The 17816-nt window shown below is 37.8% G+C and carries 16 protein-coding genes; 12 read left to right on the top strand and 4 right to left on the bottom strand.

What is annotated here, in order from left to right; all coding sequences use genetic code 11:
• Positions 1-4 precede the first annotated feature (4 nt).
• The 4 genes from scpB to MM213_RS06070 form a co-directional block, all read right to left on the bottom strand.
• Positions 5-565 carry an SMC-Scp complex subunit ScpB gene (scpB, locus tag MM213_RS06085; protein ID WP_241410596.1) on the bottom strand — a complete coding sequence of 187 codons (561 nt, stop codon included), beginning with the start codon at positions 563-565 and terminating at the stop codon, positions 5-7.
• 1 nt (position 566) lies between these two features.
• Positions 567-950, bottom strand: coding sequence for a TraR/DksA family transcriptional regulator (locus MM213_RS06080; protein ID WP_241410594.1), 384 nt, complete (start codon positions 948-950; stop codon positions 567-569).
• Between the two features lie 112 nt (positions 951-1062).
• The gene (locus MM213_RS06075) at positions 1063-1218 is read right to left on the bottom strand and encodes a hypothetical protein (RefSeq protein WP_241410592.1); all 156 of its coding nucleotides are present in this window, start codon (positions 1216-1218) and stop codon (positions 1063-1065) included.
• Between the two features lie 63 nt (positions 1219-1281).
• Positions 1282-4629, bottom strand: coding sequence for a lamin tail domain-containing protein (locus tag MM213_RS06070; RefSeq protein WP_241410590.1), 3348 nt, complete (start codon positions 4627-4629; stop codon positions 1282-1284).
• 187 nt (positions 4630-4816) lie between these two features.
• Between MM213_RS06070 and MM213_RS06065 the strand changes: the two genes are divergently transcribed.
• The 12 genes from MM213_RS06065 to cobA all read left to right on the top strand — a co-directional run bounded on the left by MM213_RS06065 (position 4817) and on the right by cobA (position 17736).
• Positions 4817-5806 (top strand): aspartate-semialdehyde dehydrogenase, encoded by a 990-nt coding sequence (locus MM213_RS06065; protein ID WP_241410589.1) that lies wholly within the window; start codon positions 4817-4819, stop codon positions 5804-5806.
• 7 nt (positions 5807-5813) lie between these two features.
• The gene (locus tag MM213_RS06060) at positions 5814-7001 is read left to right on the top strand and encodes a THUMP-like domain-containing protein (RefSeq protein WP_369413884.1); all 1188 of its coding nucleotides are present in this window, start codon (positions 5814-5816) and stop codon (positions 6999-7001) included.
• Positions 7002-7311: 310 nt separating this feature from the next.
• Entirely contained in the window at positions 7312-8061 is a 750-nt protein-coding gene (locus MM213_RS06055) for a ThuA domain-containing protein (RefSeq protein ID WP_241410586.1), read from the top strand.
• A 146-nt stretch (positions 8062-8207) separates the two neighbouring features.
• On the top strand, positions 8208-9890 hold the full coding sequence (locus MM213_RS06050) for a DUF885 family protein (protein ID WP_241410584.1): 1683 nt from the start codon (positions 8208-8210) through the stop codon (positions 9888-9890).
• Positions 9891-9961: 71 nt separating this feature from the next.
• Entirely contained in the window at positions 9962-10351 is a 390-nt protein-coding gene (locus MM213_RS06045) for a hypothetical protein (RefSeq protein WP_241410583.1), read from the top strand.
• Positions 10352-10458: 107 nt separating this feature from the next.
• Positions 10459-10875 (top strand): RrF2 family transcriptional regulator, encoded by a 417-nt coding sequence (locus MM213_RS06040; RefSeq protein WP_241410581.1) that lies wholly within the window; start codon positions 10459-10461, stop codon positions 10873-10875.
• A 75-nt stretch (positions 10876-10950) separates the two neighbouring features.
• Positions 10951-11223, top strand: coding sequence for a DUF2061 domain-containing protein (locus MM213_RS06035; RefSeq protein WP_241410580.1), 273 nt, complete (start codon positions 10951-10953; stop codon positions 11221-11223).
• Entirely contained in the window at positions 11198-11902 is a 705-nt protein-coding gene (locus MM213_RS06030; RefSeq protein ID WP_241410579.1) for a phosphoadenylyl-sulfate reductase, read from the top strand. Before MM213_RS06035 ends, MM213_RS06030 begins: the two co-directional genes overlap by 26 nt.
• Positions 11903-12250: 348 nt before the next feature.
• Complete coding sequence (cysD, locus tag MM213_RS06025; protein ID WP_241410578.1) at positions 12251-13150, top strand: sulfate adenylyltransferase subunit CysD; 900 nt, start codon at positions 12251-12253, stop codon at positions 13148-13150.
• A 144-nt stretch (positions 13151-13294) separates the two neighbouring features.
• Entirely contained in the window at positions 13295-14548 is a 1254-nt protein-coding gene (locus tag MM213_RS06020) for a sulfate adenylyltransferase subunit 1 (RefSeq protein WP_241410576.1), read from the top strand.
• A gap of 318 nt (positions 14549-14866) precedes the next feature.
• Positions 14867-16969, top strand: coding sequence for a ferredoxin-like domain-containing protein (locus tag MM213_RS06015; protein WP_241410575.1), 2103 nt, complete (start codon positions 14867-14869; stop codon positions 16967-16969).
• On the top strand, positions 16966-17736 hold the full coding sequence (gene cobA, locus MM213_RS06010) for a uroporphyrinogen-III C-methyltransferase (protein ID WP_241410573.1): 771 nt from the start codon (positions 16966-16968) through the stop codon (positions 17734-17736). Before MM213_RS06015 ends, cobA begins: the two co-directional genes overlap by 4 nt.
• Positions 17737-17816: the final 80 nt, after the last annotated feature.

The following is a 17816-nucleotide window of genomic DNA, read 5'->3' as shown; positions in this document are numbered from 1 at the left end:
TCAGCTACTCCTTTGACTCACCTATTTGATTCTCTTCTGATGCAAAATCTTTTGGTTGAGGCAAATCTGAAAGTGAATTGATCCCAAAATACTCCATGAACTTTTCGCTTGTACCATATAAAATCGGCCTGCCAATACTATCTGACTTTCCCTTGATAGTAACAAGCTCTTTTTCTAAGAGTTTCTGGATTGAATAATCACAGCTTACACCTCTGATTTGTTCAACTTCTGTTTTGGTCACAGGCTGCTTATAAGCAATAATTGAAAGTGTCTCAAGCTGTGCAGTTGATAATCTTTTTTGGGACTGTTGCTTAAGCAAAATTGATATACTTGTTTGATAAGCCGGTTTGGTCAAAAATTGATAGCCGCCTGCAATTTGCTCCAAAGAGAATGAAAAATCTTCAGATTCATATTTTGACTGCAAATCTTTGAATGCAGTCAAAATATGATCTTTTGGAACCTCTGACTCAAACATTTCGGACAAGCACTTCTGGGTCTCTTCAATACTTATCGGAGAAGGAGCGCAAAATACAAGTGCTTCAATATGTCTATGTAAGAAATCCAATTTATTTTTTAGCCAACTTAGCCTCTATTGAATGCATTGTGTGCGGAACAGCTTTCAACCTATCTTTAGCGATTAATTTTCCAGTGTCAACACATACTCCATAGGTACCATTTTTAATCCTCACCAAAGCATTTTCAAGATTTATTATGAATTTCTGTTGTCTAGCCGCAAGTTGACTCATATTTTCTCTCTCAAGAGTGTCTGCTCCATCTTCAAGAAGCTTTGAAGTAGAAGCTGTAAAATCAGTTCCGCTATCGTTTTTCTTGCTTAAGGTTTCCTTCAATGAGTTCAACTCTGCCTTGGCAACTCCTAATTTTTGTAATATTATTTCTTCAAACTCCTTCAATTCGTCAGGAGAATAAGCAGTTTTTTGGTCTTGACTCATAGCTTTTAGTTTTATAATTGGTATACTCTTTTTATACCCTTTGGGTTTAAAAGCCCCTAAAATACACTTACCTTTTGGAAATCAAAAATAAAAAAACCGCACTAGGCGGTTTTTAATTTACTGAGATATTTTGTAACCTTTTTTCTAATAGCTTTTCATCCATCATCAATCGGTATTTGATCCTTAAATATCTTTGGATAACTTTGATTGTCTTACCTTTTTCAAAGAAATAGGTTTTCAGTGTCTGTGTTACGATGTCGTGGTTCATTTGGTTTTTGGGTTTGAGTTTACGGTTCTTTAATTTAAAGATAATTTTATAATAATGCAAAAATTACTGGATTTTTGCACCTACCACGACTGTTTTTTTGATCTGCGAGACTCTCCCCTCCAAATCAAACAAATCTACAACAAGAACATAATAACCAGGCCTGACTTTCCGACTGTTGGAGTCAGTACCATCCCAAGTGTAAAAGCCTGAAGATCCCCAAATATCATTTTGACAGATCTCTCGAATTAATTGCCCGCCAACTCCATATATTCTAAGGGTTGCTATTTTTCCAGCCTGATCCATTTTGTAGGATATCTGTGTAAAATTTTGCTCTCCTGCCGCATCTGGCACAAACACTTTTGGTTGAATTTCTATTCCAAATGAATCTATTTCCTCAAAAATATTTGAATTCTTATATCCAGGAGTAGCAAAGCCTACTGATGCGGACGCAGATTTCCAGTTGTTGGGGTTTTCCACAAGCTCTAATGCCGACAAGCGCTCTAGTGATACTCCCCTAACTTCTTTCAACAATCTATGATGCATTCTTTCAGAGTAGGAGAAAATCTCTACGATATCCTCTTTTGGATCAAGCCAAACGACATTCCCTGATGACTGTGGATAACTTGGAAGTGTATTGACCAATGCAAAATTAGCCTTCACTCCTTTAGGATAGTCAGAGCTTAGCCTATCCTTATCTGTGGTAAATACTAGATAACTTTTTGGCTCTATAATCAAATCTTCACTTGAAACGATTCGCCTGTTGGCTATCTCATTGGAAGTGTTCAAATTCGCCAATTTCCAATCTTTCAAATTTATAAACTTATCGGAATGGTTATAAACTTCTACGAATTTTGGGCCTCCCGTATTTGCATTGAACAACACTTCATTGATTATAACATCACCTGAAACTGCCAAAGATGGGATTGTAAAAAAAGCTTCATTTTCACCATCCTTGATCAAATTTCCTATACAATCACGTAAGTCTTTTACAGTTATTGTGTATTGGGTTCCTTCTTGGATGGTTTGATCAAAGGTCAGCATCAATGACTCTTGTTTATCACCCAATTCGATTCTATTGATTGTGAGATTAGGGTTTATTTCAAAATTCAAATTTGACAAATCAGAGCTTAAGCTTTTGGAAAAAATCATAAGTATTTGATTTGCTGAAAGCACACTTGTTTTCAATAAAACTGGACTACTTCTATCGGGAGTCTCGTCAAATACTGAATTAATTCTCCCAGGTGTGCCCCTTTCAGCTGCAATAGATGTCTTCAAATTGCTGCTCAAATTACATTTTATAAAAGGATTTACAATTTCCAAACTATAACCGCCAGAAGCAAAAGAACTACCACCAAAGTTGGCAGTGGTATAATTCAAACTGTCTATAATTATCCCGTCATTGTCATACAATTTGACTTGATCTGCCGAATTCAATAATGTGGGCCAGTTAGTTAAACCGATTACACTCCCAAACCTGGTAAATTGATTAACTTGAGTTCTCGGACAAAGAATAATATATTGGTCAGGTAGAATTACTTCTGGAGGAAGTGTTGTAGTCCTCCTTGAATTGGCCAATTGAAAACCACCCAAAGCGATTGGATCTAAACTTGGATTGTAGATTTCTATATATTCGACATTTGGCAAAGAGTTTCCAGCGCGTGGGGCTGGCATGACTTCATTGATGATTAGATTTTTGAAAGCTAACTTCTTAGGAGATTCAAAAGTAAAATCAAAATCAGTTTTATCAATTACATTTCCTGCAAAATCCACCACTCCTTCAACCTCCAAAATATATGTTTGATTCTGTTCAAAATCAAAGTCCCACTTAAGAATTATCGAACTTCCATTCCCTTGGAAATGTGCTTCAATAGGTTCTCTTCCATTGATTTTGTAATAGCTAAGAATCGTCGCAAAAATAGGATCAACAGCCTCAGAAAATATAAGTAGTAATTCTCTGGACCCTATTCCATCCACACGTACTACTTCTGGAGGAGTTGCATCCCACACAAAATCCCTAAATGATCCATTCAACTGTTTCCCTCGAATTGTTTTCCTTGGAGGAATACGTAGGGTATATGTGATCCCTTCATCAAATGGGTTATTCGACAACAAGTCAAAGACTTTTCCATCACCAGAAATGTTCCATTCGGAAAAAATAATTTCTCCGTCAATTATCGAAAAATCATTAAAATCAAATGACTCAAAATTCAATTCCTGAAAATTGACTATGGAAATCCAATTTTGATCTTTTGCAAATAAGCTCTCAATCTCATCTTCATAAACAAATTCACGGATTTGGGAAAGTCCAAGCTCTTGATTTAAGTTTTGAAAAGCCTGTGTTTCGATCTTCACCTTTTTGCTGAGAGAAAGCACACTGGTTAAGCTTAGCTTTATACTAAATCCATCTTCATAAAAGGAAATATTTGAAGGATTTGCGCCGTTTACCAAAAACTTTGATGTCTGACTCACATCTGAACTCAAGTAATTTTGGCTGAATCTAATGAGTAGCGAGTTGGGATTTTCAATGATGATTTCTCCAATTTGGATTTTTGTGTTGTCGATCGATACATTAATTTCTTCCGTCAAAGCCCCATTCTTTTCAAGAATATTTTCCAATGAAAGTTGTAAAACTTGACTTGGAATCTCAGAGGCGGTATGGATAATCGCCGAAGAATCATCTGGAAAATCTATTGACAATATTTCCAACCCTTGAAGACTTGCTATGGCTTTGTCAAAAACCTGAATTTCTCTATCAAAATTAATTTTCACCCTATGTGGATCTAAGATCAAGGTCTCTTTAACCTGAATGGGATCCACTTGTTCATCTCCAGAAAAAACGCCAAAATCATCCATAAAAAACCTTGCTGCAGATCCTGATCCTTGACCAAATTTTACTTCAAACTTCAAATAGACACTCTCATCATTCCAAAATTGATCTGGAATCAATATTTCATAAAGGTTGTATTCCGTCTGCTGATTGCTAAAAGTATCATCATTCCCAATTTGAATGGCTTCAGAATATTGTATTTGATCTAGGGAAAAGGAAACAAAAACTATCACAGGTCTATTTCCTGAACCATTTTGGTTGGTTTTTGCAAAAAATGCTATTTTTGGCTCCTCCAAATCCTTAAGATTGATCTTGGTATAAATAAGCCCGTCAAAACTCCCAATCGGCTGTACAGCCAAAGCACGTGAACTGTTTCTTCCCTCAAGATTAGCTTGGAAAACCCTAGAAGCAGTACTTCTGATCTCATTGGCAGACCATAATGGCAAAAATTCATCAGGATGATTTACTATACTAAAGTTGCTTTCAAAATCCTGATTTTGAGCAAAAGTTTCGGCTTGTTTGAAAAAACTACAGCCTAGTATGGAAAAAGCAATGAAACCCCATACAAAAAGAAGGATCTTCATGGACTAAAAATAAGAAATCAACCTTAATATGTTTGGAAAATAAACGTTTAAATCAATTTAATTTTAAAATCGGCAAACCTTCTAACATATATTTGATGTTAAAGCAATTATCACCGCATCAAAGGTTCATTTTGAAAATACTTACATTACCTTTGCGGTTCATTTCAAACAATCAAAAACTATTAAAATGAAACTAGCCGTTGTAGGAGCTACCGGATTGGTAGGCTCAGAAATCCTAGAAGTGCTGGCAGAGCACGATTTCCAATTTGACGAATTACTCTTGGTCGCAAGCGAAAGATCAGCAGGGAAGAAAATGACTTTCAAGGGTAAAGAGTACACTATAATTGGACTCAAACAGGCAGTTTCTGAGAAGCCTGACATCGCTATTTTTTCGGCTGGAGGTGATACTTCCAAAGAGTGGGCACCATTGTTTGCAGAGGCAGGTACAATAGTAATTGACAACTCTTCTGCTTGGAGAATGGATCCTACCAAAAAACTTGTTGTGCCTGAAATCAACGCAAAAGATCTTCGAATCGACGACAGAATCATCGCCAACCCAAATTGCTCTACCATACAGATGGTCTTGGCTTTGGAGCCATTGAGGGCAAAATATGGTATCAAAAGAATCGTAGTGTCCACTTATCAGTCCGTGACTGGCACTGGAAAAGCTGCTGTAGATCAAATGATGGCTGAGCGTGCAGGTGAAAAGGCCGAAATGGTATATCCTCATAAAATTGATTTGAATGTTCTTCCCCATATTGATGTATTCCAACCAAATGGCTACACCAAAGAAGAGATGAAGATGATCAACGAGACTAAGAAAATCTTCAATGACAACAATATTCAAGTCACAGCAACCACAGTGAGAATCCCTACTATGGGCGGTCACTCAGAAGCTGTAAACGTGGAATTCCACAAGGATTTCGACTTGGAAGAAGTAAGAGCTTTACTTGCTGCGGCGCCTGGAATCATCGTTCAGGATGATCCCGCTAACAATGTGTATCCAATGCCACTGACTGCTCACAAAAAAGACGAAGTGTTTGTAGGTCGCCTAAGAAGGGACGAATCGCAAGCCAACACGCTCAACATGTGGATCGTGGCTGACAACCTTAGAAAAGGTGCTGCTACCAATGCCGTGCAAATTGCAGAATATCTAGTAGCACATAGCTTGGTATAATTTGGATTTGAATAAAATCTATACCGAATCATTGCAAAAATTTGTGCAGGATCATCTCACCGAAGATCCTGCACATTTACTTTTTAAGCACTCTGGCAAAACTGAGTTTGACCTCAAACTAGCTGTTCAACAGATTGCAGCCAGACAAAAGGCAAAAAACAAAATCCCCTCTTGGGCTAAAAACCCTAAATTGCTTTTTCCAGCATCAATCTCAATGGAGCAAGCTTCTTCAGAAGATACAGCCAGATTCAAATCAAATTTGGTCACTGGAAAATCGATGGCTGACCTTACAGGTGGATTTGGTGTGGATACATATTTTCTTTCCAAAAATTTTGAAAAAGCTACTTATTGCGAACGTCAAGAGGAGTTGGCAAACATTGCATTGCATAACTTTGAGCAACTTTCTAACGACAAATTCACTGTAGTCAATAGAGATAGTTTGGAGTTTCTAAATTCATATCAGGAATCCTTCGACCTTATTTATGTTGATCCTGCACGTCGTGGTGGAGAAAATCAAAAACGCTACAAACTTGCAGACTGTGAACCAGATGTTGTGAATCATTGGAATTTGATGAAATCAAAATCTACGTCTATTTTGATCAAAGCATCACCTATGCTTGATATCAAACAGGCCCTTATCGAAATCCCTGATATCCAAAAAATTTGGACAATCTCAGTTCGCAACGAGGTCAAGGAAGTTTTGCTTTTTTGGAAAAAGGAAGAAATTGAAGGTCCTAGAATGATCAATTGCATAGATCTTCATCCTGATGGAGAGCGCTCTTTTTCATTCACATTTGAAGAAGAAGAAAAGTCAGAAAGCAATTTTGGATCAATCGGCCAATATCTTATCGAACCTCTGGGTAGCATTCTAAAAGCTGGAGCATTCAAAACATTTGGAATAAAATATGGGCTGAAAAAACTTCATCCAAACAGTCACCTTTATACAACTGAACAATTGCCAACTAGTGTTATTCCAGGGAGAGTCTTTAGCGTTATTCAAGAGATTTCCAGTCCAAAAAAGAATTTGAAGCAACTTTTTCCTTCAAGAAAGGTAAATGTGATCACAAGAAACTACATCCTTTCACCTGACGAATTCAAAAAAAAGCACAAACTCAAGGATGGTGGCTCCCAATTTTTGATAGGTACCAAAGTTGGAGAAAAGTACACTTTGCTTTTGGCGGAGTTCGTGAAATAAATCTTGTCAAATACTTATCTGGGATACATTATTCAAAAACCAATTATCCAACTGGATATTTACCAAATAGGTAAAAAGGTTGCTGCAGTTCCTCTTCTTCTTTACGAAAGCTCGCGGAACAAACTCATATTCATAAAGAAGTTGACAAAGAAAAAAACATCTCGGATTTCATTAGTAACAAAAACCAAGGATGATTTTAAATTTACATTCTCAAATTATCGAAATAGGAGCCTCTTGATCTTTCCTTTCGTCAAAAATTTCTTCATTTTTTTAAATTCATTTGTTAGCTTGAAATTTAAACCTATTGACAATGAACCTAAAAACCTATCTAAGCTCATTTTTGCTGACACTTTTGATTTTATTTTGCTCTAGTGAAGCATCTTATTCACAAAACCAATTCAAAGCTTTGGTATTCAGCAAAACCAAAGGATTTCGTCACCAATCCATTCCTGATGGAGTCGTGGCATTGAAAAAATTGGCTAGAGACAACGTATTCCAAATATACACCACAGAAGATGAGGATTATATCACAGACAAAAATCTAGCAGGATATGATGTCATTATTTTAATGAGTACAACAGGGACAATTTTCAATGCAGATCAGAAAAAAAGCATAGAAAAATTTGTGCAAAGCGGTAAAGGAATAGTTGGAATACATAGTGCCACTGATACAGAATATGATTGGCCATGGTTTACCAAGCTGATAGGAGCACAATTTCTCAACCATCCCCATCAGCAGACATTGAAACTCAATGTCGTAGATAGAAATCATCCCTCAACTTATCATTTACCCGAAAAATGGGTTTGGTCAGATGAAATATATGCCTTCAAAAATTTCAACCCAGATGTAAATGTGCTGATCACTGCAGACGAAAACACCTACGACGCCAAAGATGGGATGGGGGATTTTCACCCAATGGCATGGACGAATGAATATGATGGCGGTAGGATTTTCTACACTGCATTGGGTCATACCGATTGGGCATTCCAAGATGACAATTTCATGAAACACATCATGGGAGGCATTTGGTGGGCAGCAAAGGGATATCCTGTAGACTAGCTATTTATAGCTCTAATTCTTTGGTCTTTAGTTAATATAGAATTGTTAAGTGGAGCATAATATTCCTCCACTTATCATATTTCAATTTTACCACACTCGCATTTCAAGTATATTTCATAGAATAAACATCGTCTATAGCTCAAAAAATGAAAAATCTATATCTACTCATCTGTAGTTTTTTGGTCATACAGTTTTCCAGTGCCACAGAGCTTTATCCTGCTATTAGTAGTTATCAAGCCGATGTAAGTGCTTTGAGCAGAAAATATAACAATCCTAATTCTGAGGAGTATTTCCAACGATTTGATAAGCTATATACAGATTGGCTGAAGGCTCTGGCAGCGATGCCTTATGAAAGCTACTCCATGGATGGGAAATTAGACTATCAGATTTTTAAAAACTACTTGGATAAGCAGCAATACTTCCATAGAGCTTCTTATGATGAATTTAAAGCTGTCCATTCTGTAGTGGATTTTGGAGCTCCTTTGGAGGAGTTTTACCAAAAGAGAAGGTCAGCGATCAAGCCAAATCCCCAAGAATTGGCAGCGACTTTTGACAAGGTAGAACGAAAAGCTAAAGACAAAATGGAGCAGATGAAAAAAGCTAAGCCATATAGTTCTTGGCAACAGGCAGAACTTGCTGCATCCGTAGTAGAATCCTTGAGAATAAGTACTGATGAAGCTTATAATTTTTATTTTGACTATGATCCTGAGTTCACTTGGTGGATGAAAAAACCAAGAGAAAGTTTAAACGAAACACTCAAAGCATATTCCAACTTTCTAAAAAATCATTTCGAAAACACCGTCGTCAAAGATGATGGCTCAGGAATCATCGGCAAGCCAATTGGAAAAACAAATATTGAAAAGGAGTTGCAATACAACATGATTCCTTACACGGCGGATGAGCTCATCAAAGAGGGTGAAAGACAATATGCTTGGTGTGAAGCTGAGATGATCAAAGCGTCTGAAGAATTGGGATTTGGGAAAGATTGGAGAAAAGCCTTGGAACATGTCAAAAATCAATACGTTCCAGCTGGAGTATGGCCGGGAATGGTAGTAGAGATGGCAGACGAGGCCATTGAGTTTGTTGAGAAAAATGATTTGCTAACTGTGCCAAATATGGCTAAGGAAACATGGAGGACTACCATGATGTCAGCAGCACGGCAGAAAGTGAGTCCGTTTTTCCTTGGCGGAGAGACCATTATCATTTCTTATCCTACTTCTGAAATGTCCCATGAAGACAAATTGATGAGTATGCGTGGCAACAATCCACATTTTTCAAGAGCTGTGGTGCATCATGAACTGATCCCGGGGCATCATTTGCAGCAATTTATGAATCAACGCCATTTTCCCCACAGAAGGATGTTCAATACGCCGTTTTGGGTGGAAGGATGGACTTTGTACTGGGAATTCAATCTTTGGGATAAGGATTTTCCAAGAAATGTGGAAGATAAAGTGGGGATGCTTTTTTGGAGAATGCATCGGGCTGCACGGATAGTCTTTTCACTAAAATATCACCTTGGTGAGTGGACACCACAACAGTGCATTGATTTCTTGGTCGATAATGTTGGACATGAAAGGGCCAATGCTGAAGCTGAAGTTCGCAGGTCATTTGAAGGTAGTTATGGACCATTGTATCAATTAGCCTATATGATTGGAGGAATCCAAGTTTATCAATTGAGACAAGAGATGGTTGAAGGTGGAAAAATGACCGAAAAGGAATTTCATGATTATTTTATCACCCAAAATTACATGCCTATAGAACTTCTTAGGGCAAGAATGAATGAGGATCTGCCGAGAGAGTTTAAGAGTAATTGGAAGTTTTTGAAATAAAAAAGGGAGTTGAAATATTTGGTTGAGACACTACAAAAAATATTTACGTCTTAATTGAAAACTATTTAATTATGAAATCAACACTGTTCTTTATTTTGACCATGACAGCTTTTCAAGTAATGGCTCAAGACCAACAAAAAGCTCCTATCAATAGGATGGTGCTTTACCCAGAAGTATATCAATTCATCGAACTGGAAGATAACCAAGAGATCCTATTGACAGACTTGATGGGTTTCTGTGAAGAACAAGAGCTTAAATTAATTCAGAAAGGGAGGCAATTAATGCTCCTTAAGATTTACCCTTCATTTTTAGAGGTTGAAAAAACCAGTAATGATCTAAAGGAAAAAATTGCTCCCCATGCAAAAATCAAATCCATAGTATCTTATGGACGAGAATATTTGCCCAAAGAATATCATTACTTGACCGCTATAAATAATGGTATAAATATGCCTCAGCCATAACGTCAACCAAGATTTTTGAGATTTTTCTTAGGAAAGACTAGTTGATTTCCAAAAGCCAATGCTTAGCGCTACTTTTCAAATCAGATAAAAAGGCTATTTTTGTAGCTATGCTATCCAAAAAAACCAAATATGCTTTTCATGCCCTTACTTATCTGGGCAAACACAGAGATCAAAAGACTGTTTTGATTCAGGACATCGCAGCAGAGTATGGAATATCGCATAAATTCCTTGAAAATATATTGCTTGAGCTAAAGAAAGCGGGAGTTCTCGGTTCCAAAAAAGGCAAGGGTGGAGGTTATTATTTGATCAAAGATCCTAAAGATGTAGCGCTTTCCAAAGTAATCAGACTGCTTGATGGACCAATCGCTTTGCTCCCATGCGTGAGCTTAAATTACTATGAACCGTGTGCAGAGTGTAAGTCAGAAGTAGCTTGTGGACTAAATAAAGTGATGATTCAAGTAAGAGACGAAATGCTTAATGTATTGGAAAACAAATCATTAGCAGATATTTTGGATAAAGAATAAAATTTTTTCTCCATAAACCCTACTTTTTTTATAGAGTTTATATACTTTTGTAGCTCAACTTTAATAAAATTAACGATGATTCTGGATCAACCAATAAAAAAATGGTTTGTGGACAAAACAGGAAAAGATAGCAATATCAAGAGTTTCCTTAAATCCATTTCTTGGAGAATAGTCGGAACTTTCGACACCATTATCATATCCTTTTTTATCACTGGACAATTGAAAATGGCCCTATCAATAGGGTCAATAGAGGTAGTTAGTAAGATAATCCTCTATTATTTTCATGAGAGAGTTTGGGAAAAATTCACTAAAGAGAAAAAAGATGAGCCTTCAAAAGAATTTGCATGAATTAAGACTCAAGGTCGACAATTTGGGGCCTATAAAAGGGTTACATTTTCTAGCTGACTTATTCAGAGATAAAGTGGTTTTTTCCACGTCTTTAGGACAAGAGGATCAGGTAATCACTCAGCTTATTGTAGATAATTACATCCCCATACATATATTTTCTTTGGACACAGGAAGATTGTTTCCAGAGACTTTGGACTTGCTAGCCCGAACAGAAAGTAAGTACAAAAAAAGAATAGAGCTACTATACCCTGAAAGACCATCAATTGAAGCTTTGGTGCAAGAACAGGGAATCAATGGGTTTTATGATTCTGTAGAAAACAGAAAATCTTGCTGCTATGTCAGGAAAGTAGAGCCTCTCAAAAGAGCACTCGCTGGCAAAAGTATCTGGGTGACTGGCCTAAGGGCAGAGCAAAGCCCAAACAGAAGTGATATGCAAAAATTAGAATGGGACGAAGCCAATCAAATCATAAAATACAACCCTTTGCTGGATTGGAAATATGATCAAATGATTACTTACATAAATGAAAATAATATCCCATACAATCCATTACATGACAAAGGGTTCATCAGCATAGGTTGTGCTCCCTGCACGAGGGCAATACAAGAAGGAGAAGATGCGAGAGCAGGAAGGTGGTGGTGGGAAGATTCCAAAAAAGAGTGTGGATTACATGTGAAATGAAAAGAGAGAGACGGGAAGCAAGTGACAAAAAACAGATACTCGACAATTATAGAGAAAGATAGTGATACTAGTACTTTGAATAACTTACAGGTTTGGGATATAATTAGAAATCAGCCTTCGGCGACATATTGGATCCACCAAATTAGTTCAAGATTCATCATTAACCCTGAAAGGGTTAAACCTTAAATAACCCAAGGTTGAACCCTGGAGAATAAAGTTGATCTACAACGGACAACCCCGAAGGGGTTGAACTGATAAAGAAAGAACAGCTTAAGCAATTAAAAATATTGAAAATGATTGCTGTCGAATTTTACGGCAAAAATCTAAAATCTAAAATCTAAGATAATTATGTCAAACCTATTTATACCAAATCCAAAAGAAGCGGAATCTATCCATATCTTGAGAGAAGTAGCTGCTCAGTTCGAGAAGCCTGTATTGCTTTTTTCGGGAGGAAAAGATTCCATTACTTTGGTAAGACTTGCTCAGAAGGCATTTTATCCAGCAAGAATACCTTTTCCACTTTTACATATTGACACTGGACATAATTTTCCCGAAACCATTGAGTTCAGGGATAAACTCGTAGCCGAACTTGGGCTAGAACTTATTGTGAGAAATGTACAGGACTCGATTGATCAGGGCAAAGTGACAGAAGAAAGAGGAAGATATGCAAGTAGAAATACCCTTCAGACAACTACGCTTCTTGATGCCATTGAGGAATTCAAATTCGATGCTTGTATCGGTGGAGCAAGAAGAGATGAAGAAAAGGCTAGAGCCAAGGAGCGCGTTTTTTCTGTAAGAGATGATTTTGGTCAGTGGGATGAAAAAAACCAAAGACCAGAGCTTTTCGATATGCTCAACGGAAAAATCCATCAAGGACAAAACGTTAGGGTGTTCCCTATTTCCAACTGGACTGAATTGGATGTTTGGGAATATATCAAAAATGAAAATATGGAAATCCCTTCTATCTATTTCGCCCACAAAAGAGAAGTTTTCTTCAGAGATGGTATGGTTTGGACTGCAAATCAGCATGTTTATAGAGATAACTCCGAAGAGGTAGTAGAGAGAATGGTGCGATTCAGAACAGTAGGAGATATGACATGTACTGCCGCGGTACTGTCAGAAGCAGACACGCTAGAAGCAGTAGTGGATGAAATCAGACTATCGACAATTTCTGAAAGAGGAGCAAGAATCGATGACAAACGCTCAGAAGCAGCAATGGAGAAAAGGAAGAAAGTAGGGTACTTTTAGAAGCGAGACACAAGAAGCGAGAGTCAAGAAACAAGATGAAAGACAAACCTGCAGACAGCAATCTGAATAGATATAAGCCTTCGGGGATGTAAAAAACCCTTAGTGTCTTTGCGTGAAATAAAAACCGAGAAATAAGAAACGACAATGGAAAATAGAAAACTTATAAAAATAGCTACAGCCGGCTCAGTGGATGATGGGAAAAGTACCCTTATCGGTAGATTGCTTTATGATACGGGGTCATTAACCACCGACAAGCTTGAAGCAATAGAGCGTAATAGCAAGCAAAAAGGATATGATTATCTGGATTTTTCCTTGGCTACTGATGGATTGGTGGCAGAGAGAGAGCAGGGTATTACCATAGATGTAGCACATATTTATTTCAATACAGACAAAACCAACTTCATCGTTGCTGACACACCCGGCCATGTAGAATACACAAGGAATATGGTGACAGGGGCATCTACTTCTCAAGTTGCGATTATATTGATCGATGCTAGAAAAGGAGTTATTGAACAAACTTACAGGCATTTTTTCATCAGCAATCTTCTACGCTTAAGCCATGTAGTCGTAGCTGTCAACAAAATGGATTTGGTGAATTATGACGAAGAGGTGTATTTGAAAATCAAATCGGATTTTGAGGAGTTGGTGGCAAAAAGTGATTTCACTACTGATCAAATCACATTTATTCCTATTTCAGCTTTGAAAGGGGAAAATGTGTCCGAAAAGTCAGAATTGATGAATTGGTACATAGGAAATACTCTTTTGGATCACCTCGAGGTATTAGAGCCTTCAGATTTGCAAGAAAGCAGTGCTGCAAGATTCCCAGTTCAATTTGTCATCAGACCAAAAACAGAGGCCTACCATGATTTCAGAGGTTTTGCAGGAAAAGTGTACGGTGGAAGTTTGAAAAAAGGAGATAGCATCACCGTTTTGCCTTCATTCACGGAATCCAAAATAAAGGCTATTCATTTTTTCGAAAATGAACTGGAAGAAGCAACACCAGGTGCTTCGGTTACCTTGACTTTGGAAGATGAAGTCAACGTAAGCAGAGGAGATACCATCGTAAAATCATCTGATTTACCAAAGTCAGAAAAGTCTTTGTCAGCCACCATCTGTCAAGTAAATGTGAAACCACTTCGTATTGGAGATAAATTTACTCTACAACATGGAGTCAATAGGGTTTTGGCAAAAGTAGAAAGCATCCAGGGAAAAATTAACACAGATTTCTCAGGGGAAGAGACTACAGAGCAGTTGAAGCTGAATGACATCGGTAAAGTGTCTTTCAAATTGAGCAAAGCAATCCATTTTGATTCCTACAAACAAAATAAATCAACTGGAAGCTTTATCCTAATTGACGAAGGTTCATTTGATACAGTCAGTGTTGGGTTTATTGATTGAAGATTGTAGAAGGTAGATTTAAGATTAAAAATAGGAAACAAGGAGGATGATGATATGATAACCACGAAGTGGTTGAAACTTGAATAACCCTGTATGAAATGCGGGGAATTAAGCAGAAACATATCGTATTGATCAACCCTAAAGGGGTTGAATTTGGGGGATAGATTAATAATTCTAGCAATAGAATTTCCTTTAAATTCTAATCCAAAGTCATAATGTACCAATTTCCAAGTCAGAAATAAAGCAGGTGTAAAAAACTTAGTACTTTGGTTTTCTTTACAACAAAAAAACCTATCAAACCTATAGAGAAAAAATATAATGCAAAGCTTTAGAACAGAAATAGAAAATCCGATAGTTGAAAAAGATATTATTGAACTTGAAAAGAAAATAGCACTTTTCAAGGAAGGGAAAATTGATGATGAAAAATTCAGAAGCTTGAGGCTTGCCCGTGGGATTTATGGACAAAGACAGCAAGGTGTTCAAATGATCAGGATCAAACTCCCCTATGGAAGGGTCAGTTCTGAGCAGTTGCATAGGATCTCTGAGGTTTCAGATAAATATTCCACAGGAAGACTTCATATCACCACCCGTCAGGATATTCAAATCCACTATGTCAAAATTGATCAGACTCCTGAGCTTTGGGCAGAATTGGAGAAAGATGATGTCACGATCAGAGAAGCATGTGGAAATACCGTCAGAAATGTAACAGCATCTGAAATGGCTGGTATTGACCCGAACGAACCGTTTGATGTAACACCTTATGCAGAAGCTACTTTTCAATATTTTCTTAGAAATCCAATCTCTCAAGAGATGGGGAGGAAATTCAAAATTGCTTTTTCTTCAAGTGATGAAGATACAGCCTTGGCCTACCTTCATGATATTGGAGTGATTCCAAAGGTGAGAGTTGAAAATGGAGAAACGGTAAGAGGATTTAAAGTCTTGCTTGGTGGCGGGCTAGGTTCTCAGCCCAGACATGCAGATGCTGTCTATGAATTTTTGCCTACCGAAAAATTGATTCCTTTCATCGAAAGTGTGATCAGGATATTTGACAGATATGGTGAAAGAGCCAAAAGAATGAAAGCCAGGATGAAGTTTTTGGTCAAAGATTTGGGTCTTGATGTATTCTTGGATTTGGTCAAGGAAGAGGAAAAATCACTTCCATTCAAAACTTATCCTGTTGATTACAAACGCCATGAAGAAGCACAATCACTTCCTTCTCCGGAAATTGTAAATGTACAAGAGCCCGTTGAACTGGCTTATGAGCAATGGAAGCTTACCAACATCATTCCCCAAAAACAAGAAGGTTATGTGGCCATTGGGATAAAGGTAAAATTGGGAGATTTCTATACTAATAAAGCAAGGCTTTTGGCCGATTTGGTTAAGAGGCATGCAAACAATGAAATTAGGTTCACCCTGAGACAGAATATTTTAATTAGAGATGTCAAGCAAGAATTAATTCCTTTTTTCTACCAAGAACTCAAAAAACTTGGCTTTGTAGATAGGGGGTACAATACACTTGGAGACATCACAGCTTGTCCGGGTACAGATACTTGTAATCTGGGGATTGCTTCAAGCACAGGGGCGGCCGATGTCTTGGAAGATGTGATTTTCAATGAATATCCACAATACCTCAACAATAAAGATCTGACGATCAAGATTTCTGGCTGTATGAACGCTTGTGGCCAGCATAACATGGCATCCATCGGTTTCCAAGGAATGTCGATCAAAGCAGGCAAGAATGTGCTCCCTGCATTGCAAGTACTTCTTGGTGGAGGGACTTTAGGAAATGGTGAAGGAAGATTTGCAGACAAGGTAATCAAGATCCCAAGTAAAAGAGGCCCTCAAGCTTTGAGGATTTTGTTGGATGATTTTGAATCAAATGCGCTACAGGAAGAGAGCTTCCTCGATTATTATGACCGTCAAGGGCAAATGTACTTCTATGAAATATTGAAGGAAACAGCCAATATCGATGATGTAGTAGAAAGTGATTTTATCGATTGGGGAAACAATGATCCTTATGTAAAGGAAATTGGAGTTGGAGAATGTGCTGGGGTGATTATTGACTTGGTTTCTACTTTACTATTGGAGGCAAGGGAAAAAATAGCCAATGCTGAAGAAAGTCTAGAAACAGGAGCTTGGTCTGATGCAATTTACCATACTTATGCAGGATTGGTAAATACTGCCAAGGCAATTTTGCTTGCAGAAGGAGTGAATACAAATTCACATGCCAGCATTTTGAAACAATACGACGAGCAATTTACAGTGACAGGAAAGATCGATTTAGGAAACTCCATAGAAGAGATCACCTACCAAATAAAAAATAATGAGCCTTCTGAGGAGTTTGCAAGGGCCTATTTTGCGAATGCGCAAAGTGTTTTTGAAACTATCAGTGACTACAGAGCTAAAGAAGTACAAGCATGAGAAGTGAAATCAAACCTAAAGTTACACTAGTTGGGGCTGGCCCAGGTGATCCAGAATTGATCACACTCAAAGGGATTTTGGCAATCAACAAAGCAGATGTAGTGCTGTATGATGCATTGATAGACCCTTCTTTGCTAAAGCATGCGCCAGACAAAGCGATCAAGATATATGTAGGAAAAAGGGTGGGCAAGCATTCTTGTCCACAGGAAGATACCAACAGGTTGTGTGTAGAATATGCGTTAAAGCATGGTCATGTGGTTCGACTGAAAGGAGGAGATCCATTTGTATTTGGAAGAGGTTCTGAGGAAATTGATTATATCGAAGCCTTCGGAATACCAACTACGGTCGTCTCTGGCATCAGCTCTTCGGTTGCAGTACCTGCGGCAGTAGGGATTCCTGTTACAAAAAGAGGAGTCTCCGAAAGTTTCTGGGTGATCACTGGAACGACTTCCAAGGGTGAAATATCGAGCGACATAGCATTGGCAGCACAGTCAACAGCCACAGTTGTAATCTTGATGGGAACCAAAAAACTTCCCGAAATCATCAAAACCTATAAAGACTATTCTAAGCATGATCTTCCGATAGCAATCATCCAAAGTGGTACTACCAAAGATCAGAAGCTTGTGGCCGGAACCATAAGTGACATCCAGGAAAAAGCCGAAAGCGAAGGCGTAGGAGCTCCTGCGATCATCATCATCGGTGAAGTAGTGAAGGAAAGTTATAGGTTGAAGGAGATATATCAGGAATTAGAAAAGATATCTATCTGAGAATTGATATTCAATTGATATTTGTGGATATTTTAATATTCGTATGATCAGAAGTCTCTTCAACCTATTAAGTATCGAAA

Origin of the sequence: Belliella alkalica (assembly GCF_022549785.1) — a bacterium.
Taxonomy (GTDB): domain Bacteria; phylum Bacteroidota; class Bacteroidia; order Cytophagales; family Cyclobacteriaceae; genus Belliella; species Belliella alkalica.
This window is presented reverse-complemented; position numbering and strand designations above follow the sequence as displayed.

Excerpts from the sequence above, each read along its gene's own strand:
- MM213_RS06080 (WP_241410594.1), bottom strand. The coding sequence starts at position 950 with ATGAGTCAAGACCAAAAAACTGCTTATTCTCCTGACGAATTGAAGGAG.
- MM213_RS06075 (WP_241410592.1), bottom strand. The coding sequence starts at position 1,218 with ATGAACCACGACATCGTAACACAGACACTGAAAACCTATTTCTTTGAA.
- MM213_RS06070 (WP_241410590.1), bottom strand. The coding sequence starts at position 4,629 with ATGAAGATCCTTCTTTTTGTATGGGGTTTCATTGCTTTTTCCATACTA.
- MM213_RS06065 (WP_241410589.1), top strand. The coding sequence starts at position 4,817 with ATGAAACTAGCCGTTGTAGGAGCTACCGGATTGGTAGGCTCAGAAATC.
- MM213_RS06055 (WP_241410586.1), top strand. The coding sequence starts at position 7,312 with ATGAACCTAAAAACCTATCTAAGCTCATTTTTGCTGACACTTTTGATT.
- MM213_RS06050 (WP_241410584.1), top strand. The coding sequence starts at position 8,208 with ATGAAAAATCTATATCTACTCATCTGTAGTTTTTTGGTCATACAGTTT.
- MM213_RS06045 (WP_241410583.1), top strand. The coding sequence starts at position 9,962 with ATGAAATCAACACTGTTCTTTATTTTGACCATGACAGCTTTTCAAGTA.
- MM213_RS06040 (WP_241410581.1), top strand. The coding sequence starts at position 10,459 with ATGCTATCCAAAAAAACCAAATATGCTTTTCATGCCCTTACTTATCTG.
- MM213_RS06035 (WP_241410580.1), top strand. The coding sequence starts at position 10,951 with ATGATTCTGGATCAACCAATAAAAAAATGGTTTGTGGACAAAACAGGA.
- MM213_RS06030 (WP_241410579.1), top strand. The coding sequence starts at position 11,198 with ATGAGCCTTCAAAAGAATTTGCATGAATTAAGACTCAAGGTCGACAAT.
- cysD (WP_241410578.1), top strand. The coding sequence starts at position 12,251 with ATGTCAAACCTATTTATACCAAATCCAAAAGAAGCGGAATCTATCCAT.
- MM213_RS06020 (WP_241410576.1), top strand. The coding sequence starts at position 13,295 with ATGGAAAATAGAAAACTTATAAAAATAGCTACAGCCGGCTCAGTGGAT.
- MM213_RS06015 (WP_241410575.1), top strand. The coding sequence starts at position 14,867 with ATGCAAAGCTTTAGAACAGAAATAGAAAATCCGATAGTTGAAAAAGAT.
- cobA (WP_241410573.1), top strand. The coding sequence starts at position 16,966 with ATGAGAAGTGAAATCAAACCTAAAGTTACACTAGTTGGGGCTGGCCCA.